This window comes from Streptomyces sp. NBC_00996 (genome assembly GCF_045162675.1).
Classification (GTDB): Bacteria; Actinomycetota; Actinomycetes; order Streptomycetales; family Streptomycetaceae; genus Streptomyces.
In genome coordinates, this window is sequence record NZ_CP108723.1 from 2,408,679 (window position 1) to 2,424,022 (window position 15,344).

At 65.8% G+C, this 15,344-nt stretch carries 9 protein-coding genes, 3 rRNA genes and 1 pseudogene; 2 read left to right on the forward strand and 11 right to left on the reverse strand.

Annotated features, from left to right (window positions below):
* Position 1 precedes the first annotated feature (1 nt).
* Complete coding sequence (locus OG390_RS11470; RefSeq protein ID WP_406177612.1) at positions 2-331, reverse strand: hypothetical protein; 330 nt, start codon at positions 329-331, stop codon at positions 2-4.
* A 129-nt stretch (positions 332-460) separates the two neighbouring features.
* Here OG390_RS11470 and OG390_RS11475 point away from each other — a divergent pair, with 129 nt between their 5' ends.
* On the forward strand, positions 461-808 hold the full coding sequence (locus tag OG390_RS11475) for an SCP2 sterol-binding domain-containing protein (protein WP_406167192.1): 348 nt from the start codon (positions 461-463) through the stop codon (positions 806-808).
* Here OG390_RS11475 and OG390_RS11480 read toward each other — a convergent pair.
* The 4 genes from OG390_RS11480 to OG390_RS11495 all read right to left on the reverse strand — a co-directional run bounded on the left by OG390_RS11480 (position 792) and on the right by OG390_RS11495 (position 5,252).
* Positions 792-1,724, reverse strand: coding sequence for an ABC transporter ATP-binding protein (locus OG390_RS11480; protein WP_406167194.1), 933 nt, complete (start codon positions 1,722-1,724; stop codon positions 792-794). The two genes, OG390_RS11475 and OG390_RS11480, sit on opposite strands and share 17 nt — an antisense overlap.
* Entirely contained in the window at positions 1,685-2,752 is a 1,068-nt protein-coding gene (locus OG390_RS11485) for a FecCD family ABC transporter permease (RefSeq protein ID WP_406167196.1), read from the reverse strand. The genes OG390_RS11480 and OG390_RS11485 overlap by 40 nt, the downstream gene beginning before the upstream one ends.
* Positions 2,749-3,792, reverse strand: a complete 1,044-nt coding sequence (locus OG390_RS11490) for a FecCD family ABC transporter permease (protein WP_406167198.1) — start codon at positions 3,790-3,792, stop codon at positions 2,749-2,751. Before OG390_RS11490 ends, OG390_RS11485 begins: the two co-directional genes overlap by 4 nt.
* Positions 3,793-4,223: 431 nt before the next feature.
* Complete coding sequence (locus OG390_RS11495; RefSeq protein ID WP_406167199.1) at positions 4,224-5,252, reverse strand: HAD hydrolase-like protein; 1,029 nt, start codon at positions 5,250-5,252, stop codon at positions 4,224-4,226.
* Between the two features lie 72 nt (positions 5,253-5,324).
* Here OG390_RS11495 and OG390_RS11500 point away from each other — a divergent pair, with 72 nt between their 5' ends.
* Positions 5,325-6,617, forward strand: coding sequence for a DUF1015 domain-containing protein (locus tag OG390_RS11500; RefSeq protein WP_406167201.1), 1,293 nt, complete (start codon positions 5,325-5,327; stop codon positions 6,615-6,617).
* 69 nt (positions 6,618-6,686) lie between these two features.
* On the opposite strand, the gene OG390_RS11505 is transcribed toward OG390_RS11500, so the two are convergent.
* The 6 genes and pseudogenes from OG390_RS11505 to OG390_RS11530 form a co-directional block, all read right to left on the reverse strand.
* Positions 6,687-7,508, reverse strand: a complete 822-nt coding sequence (locus tag OG390_RS11505) for a hypothetical protein (RefSeq protein WP_406177614.1) — start codon at positions 7,506-7,508, stop codon at positions 6,687-6,689.
* Positions 7,400-8,725, reverse strand: coding sequence for a hypothetical protein (locus OG390_RS11510; RefSeq protein WP_406177616.1), 1,326 nt, complete (start codon positions 8,723-8,725; stop codon positions 7,400-7,402). Before OG390_RS11510 ends, OG390_RS11505 begins: the two co-directional genes overlap by 109 nt.
* A 144-nt stretch (positions 8,726-8,869) precedes the next feature.
* A 5S ribosomal RNA gene (gene rrf, locus OG390_RS11515) occupies positions 8,870-8,986 on the reverse strand.
* A gap of 104 nt (positions 8,987-9,090) precedes the next feature.
* Positions 9,091-12,210: ribosomal RNA gene (locus OG390_RS11520) — 23S ribosomal RNA — on the reverse strand.
* Between the two features lie 316 nt (positions 12,211-12,526).
* Positions 12,527-14,052, reverse strand: a 16S ribosomal RNA gene (locus OG390_RS11525).
* Together the 16S, 23S and 5S rRNA genes form the textbook arrangement of a ribosomal RNA operon.
* A 644-nt stretch (positions 14,053-14,696) precedes the next feature.
* Positions 14,697-15,092: pseudogene (locus OG390_RS11530) on the reverse strand (DNA-3-methyladenine glycosylase); the annotation flags it as partial.
* Between the last annotated feature and the right edge of the window lie 252 nt (positions 15,093-15,344).

Below are 15,344 nucleotides of genomic sequence, written 5' to 3' on the forward strand. Positions count from 1 at the left end.
TTCAGCTCCTGCGGTCGTACGGTGCGGGGGGCGCCGGAGGTCCCGGGCGGGCGTCGAGCGCGGTGAGCGCGTCGCGCAGCCCCCCGTGTACATCCTCGTACACCTCGACATGTCCGTCCGTGGCGAGGTGGTCGGCATCGGCCAGCCGATCGAGCTGGGCATCGACGTCGGCGTTGCCGGTGGGAGTGCGGTCCACGTTCAGCGGAGCCGGAGCGGCGGGGTCGTACGAGGGTTCGACGACGAGCCCGGAACCCGGTTCGCCGTCCGGATCGGGTCCGGCCGCGGCGCCTGCTTCGGGTTCGAGTGCGGCCTCCGGCCGGGGCCCTGCCACGGGCCCGGCGTCCGGTTCGAAGGAAATGCCGGGCTCCGGTGGCCGCACGTCCTGCCGGACCTCGGTCTCCGGCAATGAGTCGCTCATGCCCCGACGCTACCGCGAAGCGCTGCGGTACCGTCGATCACGATGGCGACGATTGAGGAGTGCCGTACCGCACTCGACAAGCTCTCGGACAACCTTGCGGGCGCCGAAGGGGACGTACGCAGCGCTGCGGCCCTGGACCGCTCGCTGAGCTGCCGTATCACCGACCTGGACATCACCTTCGTGGGCCGTCTCAAGGACGGCCGGATCGAGGTGCTCGACACGCTCCAGGGCCCACCCCGCGAGAAGAGCCAGATCCGGCTCACGATGAAGGGCGACGACCTGGTCTCGATGGTGAACGGCGACCTGAACTTCGCGAAGGCCTGGGGCTCGGGCCGGGTGAAGCTGGAGGCGGGCCTGCGCGACCTGTTCCGCCTCAGGACCCTTCTGTAGCCGATACAGCCGATCCGGATGCAGCCGATGACGACGCCGCCGATGCAGCCGATACCGACGCGGCCGTACGCGCCTTGCGTGCCGCCGGCACCACCAGCGGCGTTCCCGTCTCCGGGTCGTCGATGACCTGGCAGCGCAGGCCGAAGACGCGCTCGACCAGCTCGGCCGTGACGATGTCGTTCGGCGCGCCCTCGGCGATGACCTCGCCGTCCCGCAGAGCGATGAGGTGGGTGGCGTACCGGGCGGCGTGATTGAGGTCGTGCAGGACCGCGACCAGCGTCCGCCCCTGCTCCTCGTGAAGCTCCGCACACAGGTCGAGCACGTCGATCTGGTGCTGGACGTCGAGATAGGTCGTCGGCTCGTCCAGGAGCAGCAGCGGGGTCTGCTGCGCGAGCGCCATCGCGATCCACACGCGTTGCCGCTGACCGCCCGACAATTCGTCGACATAGCGTTCGGCGAGCTCGGCGACCCCGGTCGAGGCCATCGACTCCTGCACCACCCGTTCGTCCTCCGTCGACCACTGGCGCAACAACCCCTGGTGCGGATAGCGGCCGCGGCCGACCAGGTCGCCGACAGTGATCCCGTCCGGCGCGATCGACGACTGCGGCAGCAGTCCGAGCGTGCGGGCCACCTTCTTCGCCGGCATCGACTGGATGACCTGCCCGTCGAGCAGCACTCGCCCCTCGGAGGGCTTCAGCATCCGCGAAAGCGCACGCAGCAGCGTGGACTTGCCGCAGGCGTTCGGACCGACGATCACGGTGAAGGAGTTGTCGGGGATCTCCACCGACAACTTCTCCGCGATGACGCGCTGGTCGTAGCCGAGGGTGACGTTGTCGGCCGACAGGCGGTTCACAGTCGTAGCGCTCCTCTTGGTGTTCACATCCGGCCTGCCTTGCGCTCGGTGACAAGGAGCCACAGCAGATAGACCCCGCCCAGGACTCCGGTCACGACGCCGACGGGCAGCTGGTCGGCGCCGAAGGCCCGCTGGGAGGCCCAGTCCGCGACGATCAGCAGGGTCGCGCCCATGCACATCGACGGCACCAGGTTCGGTCCGGGCGACCGGGTCAGCCGTCGGGCCAGCTGCGGCGCGGTCAGCGCCACGAAGCCGACGGGACCCGCGGCGGCGGTGGCGCCCGCGGTGAGCAGCACCGCAGCCAGCATCAGCAGCAGCCGCGTCCGCTCGACCCGCACTCCGAGGGCGTACGAGACGTCGTCGCCCATCTCCATCATGCGCAGCCCCCGCGCATTGCCCAGGACGAGTGGCACGAGGACCGCGCACATGACGAGCAGCGGCCAGACCTGGTCCCAGTCACGGCCGTTGAGCGAGCCGGTCATCCACACGACCGCGCGGGCCGCGTCGACGATGTCGGCCTTGGTGAGCAGGTATCCGTTGACCGCCGTGACGATCGCGGAGACACCGATACCGACCAGGACCAGCCGATAACCGAGCACACCCCGCTTCCAGGCGAGCAGATAAATGGCGAATCCGGTCACGAGACCGCCGACGAGCGCCCCGAGAGCGACCTGGTTCGCGCTCCCGGAGAACAACACGATCATCACGAGCGCGCCGGCCGTCGAGCCCTGTCCGAGGCCCAGTACGTCCGGACTGCCCAGCGGATTGCGGGAGATGGACTGGAAGAGCGCCCCGCCGAGCCCGAGCGAGGTCCCGACGAGCAGACCGACGAGAACCCGCGGCAGCCGCAGGTCGTTGACGATGAACTCCTGGCTCACGCTGCCGTTGCCGACCAGCGTCTTGAGGACGTCGACGGCCGGGATCGGGAAGTCGCCGGTGCCGATCAGCACCACACTCGCGGCGAGCGCGGCCACCAGCAGCAGCACGACGACGGTGAGCGCCCGGACATCGAGCCGGACGGAGAGACCGCCGGGCGCGCGGACCGACCGAAGGGCGGGGGTCGGCTTACCTGTGGTCGCCCGTGTGGTCACAGCCGCGCCGTCCTCCGCCGTCGTACGAGATAGATGAAGACAGGGCCGCCCAGGACCGCGGTGACGATGCCGACCTGCAGCTCCGCGGGCCGGACGACCATCCGTCCGAGCACATCGGCGCCGAGCAGCAGCACGGGCGACAGGACAGTGGCGTACGGCAGAATCCAGCGCAGGTCGGGGCCGGTGAAGGACCGCACGACATGCGGGACCATCAGCCCGACGAAGACGATCGGCCCGCAGGCGGCGGTCGCGGCACCGCACAGCACGGTCGCGGCGGCCATGGACAGCGCGCGGGTGCGGTTCAGGTGGGCGCCGAGCGCGCGGGCCGTGTCGTCGCCCATGGCCACCGCGTTCAGCGGCCGGGCGAGAGCCAGCGCGATGATCGTGCCGCCCGCGAGGAACGGCACGACCTGCTTGATGGTCGTGTCGGTGGCCGACGCCAGCGAACCGACGGTCCAGAAGCGCATCTTTCCGAGCGCAGCGTCGTCCATGATCATCACGGCCTGGAGGTAGCCGTAGAGAGCGGCGCTGATGGCGGTGCCCGCGAGCGCGAGCCGTATCGGCGTCGCACCCCGGCTGCCGCCCAGGAACCAGACGAGGGCACCGACCGCCGCCGCCCCGAAGAAGGCGAACCAGACGTAGCCACTCAGACTCGTGACGCCGAAATACGTGATGGCGGTGACGACCGCGGCGGACGCGCCCGCGTTGATGCCGAGCAGTCCGGGGTCGGCCAGCGGATTGCGGGTGAGCGCCTGGAGGACGGCACCGGACAACCCGAGCGCGGCGCCGACCAGCAGCCCGAGGACGGTGCGGGAGACCCGGTCGGCGACCACGACGTCGGCGTACGTCCCCGAGTCGTGGAACAGGCCGTGCCAGACCTGGTCGAGCGGCAGCGCCTTCGCACCGATCGCGATACTCGCCAGGGCGACGAGCACCAGGACACCCACGGACGCGAGGAGCCCAAAGGCACGTATCGCCCGTCGGGTTGGGGGCGCGGGGGCGATCTCCGCGCGCTGTTCGGGAGGACTGTCGACCAACACGAGGTTAGGTTAGCCTACCCTCGCATACCGGCTCGATGTCCCCGCCACCGCTGGTGGGCCGCCGAGTGCCCGAGCGGGTCACTGGTGAGCAGTCGATTGCCGGGACCGTCGCTGATGAGCCGCCAGGGCGCCCGGACAGGCACTGTCGAGCCGCCCGAGCGCCCGGGCACGCCCATGAGTCGCCGGGACGCCCCGACAATCGCCGATGAGCCGTCGATGGCTCGAGCCGTCACTGATGACTCACCCGAATGTCCGAGCAGTCGTTGGTGAATTTCCCGAATGCCCGGCCGATCGTTGAAGCGTCGCCCGAGCGCCCCGCCAATCCTTGAAGCGTCGCCCGAGCGCCCCGCCAATCCTTCAAGCGCTGCCCGAGCGCCCGAGCAGCCCCCGATGAGCCGTCAAGACCCCTGCTGCCGGATGCCCGGGGGTGCTCAAAGCCCCAGCCGCGCCAGCGCCTTCCCGCCGTCCAACTCGCAGGTGCTCTCCCCGGCCGCCGTCCAGGCCGCCGCGCACAGCGCCCGCAGCCCGTCGAGGACCTCGCCGTCGCCCTCCAGCTCCAGCCGCTCGCTACCGGCCGTGGCGGTCCAGCCGCCGCAGCGGAACCCGTCGCCCGCCTCCACGACCTCCGGCTGCCCGGTGAGCAGACCGCGCAGATCCGCGTCGACATACGTCGGCCGGTGCTGCGGCGGGGCCGCGAGGAGCTGCGCGCCGTCCGTCACACCGGTGAGCACGAGCAGCGATTCCACCTCTCCGTTGAACGCGCCCTCGATGTCCGTGTCCAGCCGGTCGCCGACCACCAGCGGCCGCTTGGCCCCGGTCCGCAGGATCGTCTCGCGGTGCATCGGGGGCAGCGGCTTGCCCGCCACCTGCGGCTCGGCGCCCGTGGCGATGCGGACGACCTCGACCGCCGCGCCGTTTCCCGGAGCGATGCCGCGCGCGCTCGGGATCGTCAGGTCGGTGTTGGAGGCGAACCACGGCACCCCGCGCGCGATGGCGTAGCACGCCTCCGCGAAGCGCCCCCAGCGCAGGTCGGCGCCACCGAACCCCTGGACGACCGCCGCCGGATCGTCGTCGGCCGACTCGACCGGTTCGAGCCCGCGCTCGCGCAGTGCGACCCGCAGCCCCTCTCCGCCGATGACCAGGACGCGCGCGCCCGCGGGCACCTGCTCGCTGATGAGCCGGGCGGCAGCCTGCGCCGAGGTGATGACGTCGGACGCCTCTGTGGGTATCCCCAGCTCCGTCAGGTGCTCGGCCACCACGTCCGGAGTACGCAGGGCGTTGTTCGTGACGTACGCGAGATGCATACCGCCCGAGCGGGCGGTGGCCAGGGACTCCACGGCGTGCGCGATCGCGTTGCCACCCGCGTACACCACCCCGTCCAGATCGAGCAGCGCCGTGTCGTACGCCTTGCTCAGGGCCTGGCCACTGCCCTCGGGCCGCGTCCTGACGGTCTGGCTCATTACACATCGCTCCTCGTTCGATCCCGTTCCCCCGATCATCGCGCATGCCACTGACACACTTACGATGCCTCAATGAACTATGCAGGTCCCGAGGAGGAAACACCGGCGCGCAGCGGCCTCGAACTGACCCCGTTCCGAGGCCTGCGCTACGACCCCGACCGGGTCGGCAGCCTCGCCGCCGTGACGTCCCCGCCGTATGACGTCATCGTGCGGCCCGACGGCCTGCTCGAACTCGAATCCGCCGACCCGCACAACATCGTCCGGCTGATCCTCCCCCAGGACGGCACCCCCGCTGCCCGCAACCGGCAGGCGGCCGAGACCTTGAGCCGCTGGCTGTCGGAAGGCGTCCTGACGACCGATCCCGAGCCGGGCCTGTATGTGTACGAGCAGCGCGACGGCGACCTGCTGCAACGCGGCGTCATCGGCGCCCTGCGCCTGTCGGAGCCGTCGGACTCCGTCGTCCTCCCGCACGAGGACGTGATGCCGCACGTCGTCGCGGAGCGCGCGGCCCTGATGCGCGCCACTTCCGCCAACCTCGAACCCCTGCTGCTCACCTACCGAGGCAACGGTTCCCGGGTCGGCACGGCCGCCGTCATCGAACGCACCGCCGAACGTCCGCCGCTGCTGTCGACGACCACGGAGGACGGCTTCAGCCACCGCCTGTGGGCGGTCACCGATCCGGCCGAGCTGGCCGAGATCCAGACAGATCTCCTCCAGCACCAGGCGCTCATCGCCGACGGCCACCATCGCTGGGCAACATACCTGCGTCTACGCGCGGAGCACCCGTCTCCCAGCCCCTGGGACTACGGCCTGGTCCTCCTGGTGGACACCCTGCGCTTTCCGCTGCGTGTCCGCGCGATCCACCGGCTGCTGCACCGGCTGCCGGTCTCCGACGCGCTGGCCGCCCTCACGGACTCCTTCCGGGTACGCCACCTCGGCGTTCCCCTCTCCAAGGCCCTGGAGGCCCTTTCCGCGGCGGCCGCCGAAGGAAACGCCTTCCTCCTTGCCGGCGACGGCGCCTTCCACCTGGTCGACCGTCCGGACCCGGACCTCCTTGCCCGTACGATCCCGGCGGAGCACCCCGAGGCCTGGCGCACCCTGGACGCGACGGTCCTGCACGCCACGCTCCTCGACCACATCTGGGGCATCCCTGAGGACTCGCCCGAGCACATCGCGTACATCCACGACACGACCGCCACGGTCGAGAAGGCGGAGCGCGACGGAGGCACGGCCGTCCTGATGCACCCGGTCCACGAGGAGGTCGTACGCGACCTCGCCCGCCAAGGCGTCACGATGCCCCGCAAGTCGACGTCGTTCGGCCCCAAACCCGCCTCCGGGCTGGTGCTGCGGGGACTCGCGCTCTAGAAACGCCGACGGGCGGCGGCACTCCTCCCGGAGTCCCGCCGCCCGTGTGCTTCTCAGTACGACTGGGCGTCAGCTCTGAGGAACGTCGTCCTCGGAACCGTCCTCTTCGTCGCCCTCACCATCGGACGACGCCCGCGCAGCCTTCGGAGCCTCGACCTCGCCTTCGTCCTCGACCTTGGTCTCAAGCTCGGTCCCGGTCTCGTCCTCATCCTCGACGAGCGCGTCGACGAACTCGACGCCGTCCAGCTCCGCGAGCCGGTCGGAGGCGTCCGTGCTGCCGTCCTTGTCGGACTCGACGGCCTTGGCGAACCACTCGCGCGCCTCGCCCTCACGACCGGCCGCGAGAAGCGCGTCGGCGTACGCGTAGCGCAGACGCGCGGTCCAGGGCTGTACGGAGTTCGAGGCGAGCTCCGGGCTCTGCAGGGTCACGATGGCGGCCTCCAGCTGTCCCATGTCTCGCCGCGCACCGGCGGCCACGAGCCGCATCTCGACCTGCCCGGCCTTGTCCAGCTTCTGCACCTCGGGCGCGCCGGCCATGTCCAGCGCCTTCTCGGGCCGCCCCAGACCGCGCTCGCAGTCCGCCATGACGGGCCACAGCTCCACGCCGCCGGTCATCCGACGCGCGGCCCGGAACTCGGCGAGAGCCTCGCTGAACTTCTGGTTCGCGTACGCGGCGAAACCGGCCGCCTCGCGTACGGCGGCGACGCGGGACGCCAGCCGCAGGGCGATCTTCGCGTACGCGTACGCGCCTTCGGGGTCCTCGTCGATGAGCCGGGCGACCATCACCAGGTTCCGGGAGACATCCTCCGCAAGCCCCTTGGGCAGGCTCTGGAGCTCCTGCCGTACATCCTTGTCGATCTCCTCGCCCGTGACGTCATCGGGAATCGGCAGCCGCTTGATCGGCTCACGGTCACGGTCCCGCTCGTCACGGAAACGGCCGCCACCGCGCCGGTCGTCGCCCCTGCGGTCGTCACGGCCGCGGAAGCCGCCGGGGCGCCCGCCCCGGTCGTCACGACGCGGACCACCGCGTCCGCGGTCGTCGCGACCACGGAAGCCGCCGCCCCGGCTGTCTTCACGCCGGTCGTCACGGCGGTCGTCCCGCCTGTCGTCACGGCGGAAGGGCGGACGGTCGCCCTCGCGGCGGTCGTCACGCCGGAAGTCGCCGCGGTCGTCCCGCCGGAAGCCACCACGATCGCCACCGTCACGACGGTCATCACGACGGAAACCACCACGGTCATCGCCCCGACGGTCATCACGCCGGTCGTCCCTGCGGTCGTCACGCCGGAAGCCGCCGCCACCACGGTTGTCATCGCGACGGAAGCCCCCGCGATCACCACTGTCACGACGGTCATCACGACGGACAGCCGGACGGTCCCCGTCGCGACGGAAGCCGCGGTCGTCGCCGCGGCGATCGTCGCGGCGGTCGTCCCGCCTGTCGTCACGGCGGAAGGGCGGACGGTCGCCCTCGCGGCGGTCGTCACGCCGGAAGTCGCCGCGGTCGTCCCGCCGGAAGCCACCACGATCGCCACCGTCACGACGGTCATCACGACGGAAACCACCACGGTCATCGCCCCGACGGTCATCACGCCGGTCGTCCCTGCGGTCGTCACGCCGGAAGCCGCCGCCACCACGGTTGTCATCGCGACGGAAGCCCCCGCGATCACCACTGTCACGACGGTCATCACGACGGAAACCACCGCGGTCGTCATCGCGGCGCGGGCCACTGGCATCGTCACGACGGAAGGCCGGACGGTCGCCGTCCCGGCGGTACCCACCGTCGCGGTCGTCGCGGCGCGGCCCGCCGGGGCGGTCGTCACGGCGGTCGTCACGGCGGAACGGCGGACGACCGCCGCGGTCGCCCTCTCGCCGATCGTCACGGCCGCGGAAGCCACCGCCACCACGGTTGTCATCACGGCGGTTGTCATCACGGCGGACACCGCCGCGGTCGCCACCGCGATCACCGTCGCGGCGGTCGTCGCGGCGGTCGTCACGCCGGCCATAGCCGCCCCGGTCCGACCCGCCCCGGTCGTTGTCACGGCGCGGGCCCCCGCGATAGCCGCCGCGGTCACCACTGTCCCGGCGGCGCTGGTCGCGCTCGGGTCGCTCATCGGGAGAGTTGGTGGACATGGGTGACTCCTGTCTTCGGTACCGCAAGTCATTCTCGCGCAGCCGAGTACCCGGCGCGCTTCGGAAAAACAAAAAAGGACCTCTGGTCCCAGCGAGTCGCTGGGACCAGAGGTCCTCCAAATATTGTTCGGCGGCGTCCTACTCTCCCACAGGGTCCCCCCTGCAGTACCATCGGCGCTGTAAGGCTTAGCTTCCGGGTTCGAAATGTAACCGGGCGTTTCCCTCACGCTATGACCACCGAAACCCTAATGGTTTCGAGCGAACAAGCACACTCTTCAGTTGAATGTTCTGCTCAAAGCCGACAACGGTCGTTGTCTCAGAACTAACACAGTGGACGCGAGCAACTGAGGACAAGCCCTCGGCCTATTAGTACCAGTCACCTCCAGCGGTTACCCGCCTTCCAGATCTGGCCTATCAACCCAGTCGTCTACTGGGAGCCTTAACCCCTCAAGGGGGTGGGAGTCCTCATCTCGAAGCAGGCTTCCCGCTTAGATGCTTTCAGCGGTTATCCCTCCCGAACGTAGCCAACCAGCCATGCCCTTGGCAGGACAACTGGCACACCAGAGGTTCGTCCGTCCCGGTCCTCTCGTACTAGGGACAGCCCTTCTCAAGACTCCTACGCGCACAGCGGATAGGGACCGAACTGTCTCACGACGTTCTAAACCCAGCTCGCGTACCGCTTTAATGGGCGAACAGCCCAACCCTTGGGACCGACTCCAGCCCCAGGATGCGACGAGCCGACATCGAGGTGCCAAACCATCCCGTCGATATGGACTCTTGGGGAAGATCAGCCTGTTATCCCCGGGGTACCTTTTATCCGTTGAGCGACGGCGCTTCCACAAGCCACCGCCGGATCACTAGTCCCGACTTTCGTCCCTGCTCGACCCGTCGGTCTCACAGTCAAGCTCCCTTGTGCACTTACACTCAACACCTGATTGCCAACCAGGCTGAGGGAACCTTTGGGCGCCTCCGTTACTCTTTGGGAGGCAACCGCCCCAGTTAAACTACCCATCAGACACTGTCCCTGATCCGGATCACGGACCCAGGTTAGACATCCAGCACGACCAGACTGGTATTTCAACGACGACTCCACACTGGCTGGCGCCAATGCTTCACAGTCTCCCAGCTATCCTACACAAGCCGAACCGAACACCAATATCAAACTGTAGTAAAGGTCCCGGGGTCTTTCCGTCCTGCTGCGCGAAACGAGCATCTTTACTCGTAGTGCAATTTCACCGGGCCTATGGTTGAGACAGTCGAGAAGTCGTTACGCCATTCGTGCAGGTCGGAACTTACCCGACAAGGAATTTCGCTACCTTAGGATGGTTATAGTTACCACCGCCGTTTACTGGCGCTTAAGTTCTCAGCTTCGCCACAACGAATTGTGACTAACCGGTCCCCTTAACGTTCCAGCACCGGGCAGGCGTCAGTCCGTATACATCGCCTTACGGCTTCGCACGGACCTGTGTTTTTAGTAAACAGTCGCTTCTCGCTGGTCTCTGCGGCCACCCCCAGCTCAGGAAGCAAGTTCCCTCACCGGTGATGGCCCCCCTTCTCCCGAAGTTACGGGGGCATTTTGCCGAGTTCCTTAACCATAGTTCACCCGAACGCCTCGGTATTCTCTACCTGACCACCTGAGTCGGTTTAGGGTACGGGCCGCCATGAAACTCGCTAGAGGCTTTTCTCGACAGCATAGGATCATCCACTTCACCACAATCGGCTCGGCATCAGGTCTCAGCCACAAGTGCGACGGATTTACCTATCGCACGGCCTACACCCTTACCCCGGGACAACCACCGCCCGGGATGGACTACCTTCCTGCGTCACCCCATCACTCACCTACTACAGGTCTGGTCCGTCGGCTCCACCACTCCCCTTTGCCCGAAGGCTCCGGGGCGGCTTCACGGACTTAGCATCGCCTGGTTCGATGTTTGACGCTTCACAGCGGGTACCGGAATATCAACCGGTTATCCATCGACTACGCCTGTCGGCCTCGCCTTAGGTCCCGACTTACCCTGGGCAGATCAGCTTGACCCAGGAACCCTTAGTCAATCGGCGCACACGTTTCTCACGTGTGTATCGCTACTCATGCCTGCATTCTCACTCGTGAACCGTCCACCACTGCCTTCCGGCGCGGCTTCACCCGGCACACGACGCTCCCCTACCCATCACAGCGGGCGTTGGCCCTCATGCTGCAATGACACGACTTCGGCGGTACGCTTGAGCCCCGCTACATTGTCGGCGCGGAATCACTAGACCAGTGAGCTATTACGCACTCTTTCAAGGGTGGCTGCTTCTAAGCCAACCTCCTGGTTGTCTGTGCGACTCCACATCCTTTCCCACTTAGCGTACGCTTAGGGGCCTTAGTCGATGCTCTGGGCTGTTTCCCTCTCGACCATGGAGCTTATCCCCCACAGTCTCACTGCCGCGCTCTCACTTACCGGCATTCGGAGTTTGGCTAAGGTCAGTAACCCGGTAGGGCCCATCGCCTATCCAGTGCTCTACCTCCGGCAAGAAACACACGACGCTGCACCTAAATGCATTTCGGGGAGAACCAGCTATCACGGAGTTTGATTGGCCTTTCACCCCTAACCACAGGTCATCCCCCAGGTTTTCAACCCTGGTGGGTTCGGTCCTCCACGACCTCTTACAGCCGCTTCAACCTGCCCATGGCTAGATCACTCCGCTTCGGGTCTTGAGCGCGCTACTAAACCGCCCTGTTCGGACTCGCTTTCGCTACGGCTTCCCCACACGGGTTAACCTCGCAACACACCGCAAACTCGCAGGCTCATTCTTCAAAAGGCACGCAGTCACGAGACAAGCACAAGTGCTTGTCCGACGCTCCCACGGCTTGTAGGCACACGGTTTCAGGTACTATTTCACTCCGCTCCCGCGGTACTTTTCACCATTCCCTCACGGTACTATCCGCTATCGGTCACCAGGGAATATTTAGGCTTAGCGGGTGGTCCCGCCAGATTCACACGGGATTTCTCGGGCCCCGTGCTACTTGGGTGTCTCTCAAACGAGCCGCTGATGTTTCGACTACGGGGGTCTTACCCTCTACGCCGGACCTTTCGCATGTCCTTCGCCTACATCAACGGTTTCTGACTCGTCCTGTCGCCGGCAGACGACAGAAGAGAGATCCCACAACCCCCCAAGCGCAACCCCTGCCGGGTCTCACACGCTTGAGGTTTGGCCTCATCCGGTTTCGCTCGCCACTACTCCCGGAATCACGGTTGTTTTCTCTTCCTGCGGGTACTGAGATGTTTCACTTCCCCGCGTTCCCTCCACACTGCCTATGTGTTCAGCAGCGGGTGACAGCCCATGACGACTGCCGGGTTTCCCCATTCGGAAACCCCCGGATCAAAGCCTGGTTGACGACTCCCCGGGGACTATCGTGGCCTCCCACGTCCTTCATCGGTTCCTGGTGCCAAGGCATCCACCGTGCGCCCTTAAAAACTTGGCCACAGATGCTCGCGTCCACTGTGCAGTTCTCAAACAACGACCAACCACCCATCACCCCCGGTACAACCCGGAGTTCACTGGGGCCGGCACTGAAGGCAGCCACATTCGGCCGTACCTTCAGACACCCAACAACGTGCCCGACACCCTCACCGCTCCCCTCGACGTTCCACGCTCCGAAGAGCAGTACTGGAAGGAGAAGACGATCAAGTGTGCCGAATAATCAACGTTCCACCCATGAGCAACCAGCATCGGACATTCGCCGATGTACTGGCCTCTGACCAAGTCCCCGAAGGTTCCTGGTGAGAAGTGCTCCTTAGAAAGGAGGTGATCCAGCCGCACCTTCCGGTACGGCTACCTTGTTACGACTTCGTCCCAATCGCCAGTCCCACCTTCGACAGCTCCCTCCCACAAGGGGTTGGGCCACCGGCTTCGGGTGTTACCGACTTTCGTGACGTGACGGGCGGTGTGTACAAGGCCCGGGAACGTATTCACCGCAGCAATGCTGATCTGCGATTACTAGCAACTCCGACTTCATGGGGTCGAGTTGCAGACCCCAATCCGAACTGAGACAGGCTTTTTGAGATTCGCTCCGCCTCGCGGCTTCGCAGCTCTTTGTACCTGCCATTGTAGCACGTGTGCAGCCCAAGACATAAGGGGCATGATGACTTGACGTCGTCCCCACCTTCCTCCGAGTTGACCCCGGCAGTCTCCTGTGAGTCCCCATCACCCCGAAGGGCATGCTGGCAACACAGAACAAGGGTTGCGCTCGTTGCGGGACTTAACCCAACATCTCACGACACGAGCTGACGACAGCCATGCACCACCTGTACACCGACCACAAGGGGGCGACCATCTCTGGCCGTTTCCGGTGTATGTCAAGCCTTGGTAAGGTTCTTCGCGTTGCGTCGAATTAAGCCACATGCTCCGCTGCTTGTGCGGGCCCCCGTCAATTCCTTTGAGTTTTAGCCTTGCGGCCGTACTCCCCAGGCGGGGCACTTAATGCGTTAGCTGCGGCACCGACGACGTGGAATGTCGCCAACACCTAGTGCCCACCGTTTACGGCGTGGACTACCAGGGTATCTAATCCTGTTCGCTCCCCACGCTTTCGCTCCTCAGCGTCAGTAATGGCCCAGAGATCCGCCTTCGCCACCGGTGTTCCTCCTGATATCTGCGCATTTCACCGCTACACCAGGAATTCCGATCTCCCCTACCACACTCTAGCCTGCCCGTATCGACTGCAGACCCGGGGTTAAGCCCCGGGCTTTCACAACCGACGTGACAAGCCGCCTACGAGCTCTTTACGCCCAATAATTCCGGACAACGCTTGCGCCCTACGTATTACCGCGGCTGCTGGCACGTAGTTAGCCGGCGCTTCTTCTGCAGGTACCGTCACTTTCGCTTCTTCCCTGCTGAAAGAGGTTTACAACCCGAAGGCCGTCATCCCTCACGCGGCGTCGCTGCATCAGGCTTTCGCCCATTGTGCAATATTCCCCACTGCTGCCTCCCGTAGGAGTCTGGGCCGTGTCTCAGTCCCAGTGTGGCCGGTCGCCCTCTCAGGCCGGCTACCCGTCGTCGCCTTGGTGAGCCACTACCTCACCAACAAGCTGATAGGCCGCGGGCTCATCCTTCACCGCCGGAGCTTTCAACCGCAGACCATGCGGTCCGCAGTATTATCCGGTATTAGACCCCGTTTCCAGGGCTTGTCCCAGAGTGAAGGGCAGATTGCCCACGTGTTACTCACCCGTTCGCCACTAATCCACCCCGAAGGGCTTCATCGTTCGACTTGCATGTGTTAAGCACGCCGCCAGCGTTCGTCCTGAGCCAGGATCAAACTCTCCGTGAATGTTTTCCCGTAATCGGGACGACACCACGAGAGCGGAACCGTCCGAGGAATAATCGGACGGTTCACAGCGTCCTCGCTGTGCGCCTACCAGGCAATGCCCGGCAGGACTTTTTCAAAGGAACCTCGCCACCGGAAGTCTCCGATGGACGGGGTATCAACATATCTGGCGTTGATTTTTGGCACGCTGTTGAGTTCTCAAGGAACGGACGCTTCCTTTGTACTCACCCGAGAGACTCTCTCAGGCTTTCCTCCGGGCGCTTCCCTTCGGTCTTGCGTTTCCGACTCTATCAGATCTTTTTCCGATCCGATTTCCTCGCTGCTTTCCAGGTTTCCGCTTTCGCGTTTCCCTTTCCGGCGGTTCCGACTCTATCAGACTCTTTCGTATCCGATTCCCGGTCGGCGGGGTTTGTCTTCGGGCTTTGAGCGCTTCCGTCTCGCGGCCTTTCGACATTCACTACGTTAGTCGATTCCCTCCGCAACTCATAATCGAGTTCCGCGAGTTTGAATTCAGGCATGCAGGCACGCCGAATTCGCCCCCGCCGAGGGGAAGTCGTAGGTAGTGGGTTGGCCACTCTCGGCTGCAGACTGAACGCCGTAACCGGTTCAAGCGGCTCGGGCTACATTACGGATCCCCCAGGGACGCGTCAAGTTGAGCGACGGCGTGGCGTATGGGCCCGATAAGGGCTCACTGTCGGGTCGTTGGCGATCCAGAAGCGCCATGGGTGGACGCCCCCGTCGCCGGCCACTCCCGTGCGGGGGCCGCTGCGTACCTGGTCGGAGTGGACGGGGGTGCCCGTCAGAAGGGTCAGTGGGGAGCCCTCGGGTGCGCAGGCATCCGTGCCGTCGAGCGACCGGTCCACCCCGAGCGCCGTGGCGAGGCCTGCGGGTCCTTTGGCCAGTTCTTTGTCATTTCGGGCCGAGAGTCGACGTTTGCGAGCCAGTCCGGCACCCTCGGTGAACTCGCCGGCCCGAAGCAAGACACCACTGGGCCGACCCTCCGGACCGCACACCAGGTTCATGCAGTGCCACATGCCGTAGGTTAGGCACTGAGCATGTATGTCGTCGCCACGGCGACGACCGAGCACTGCCGGATCACGTTCCGGAACCCCTGAGATCCGATCGCGGAGAGCGAGCCGGCTGTCGGCGCTCAGCGAGCACGGGCCCTGTCTGACGAGAGTCGGGCGGGGCCCTTCGTCATACCCGGCGAGGAAGATCCGGACATCCCTCAGAGCCTCTGTGCACCCCTCTCGCTACCCAGTTCATGCAACAACGTGGATGAGTCACGTCCGTGC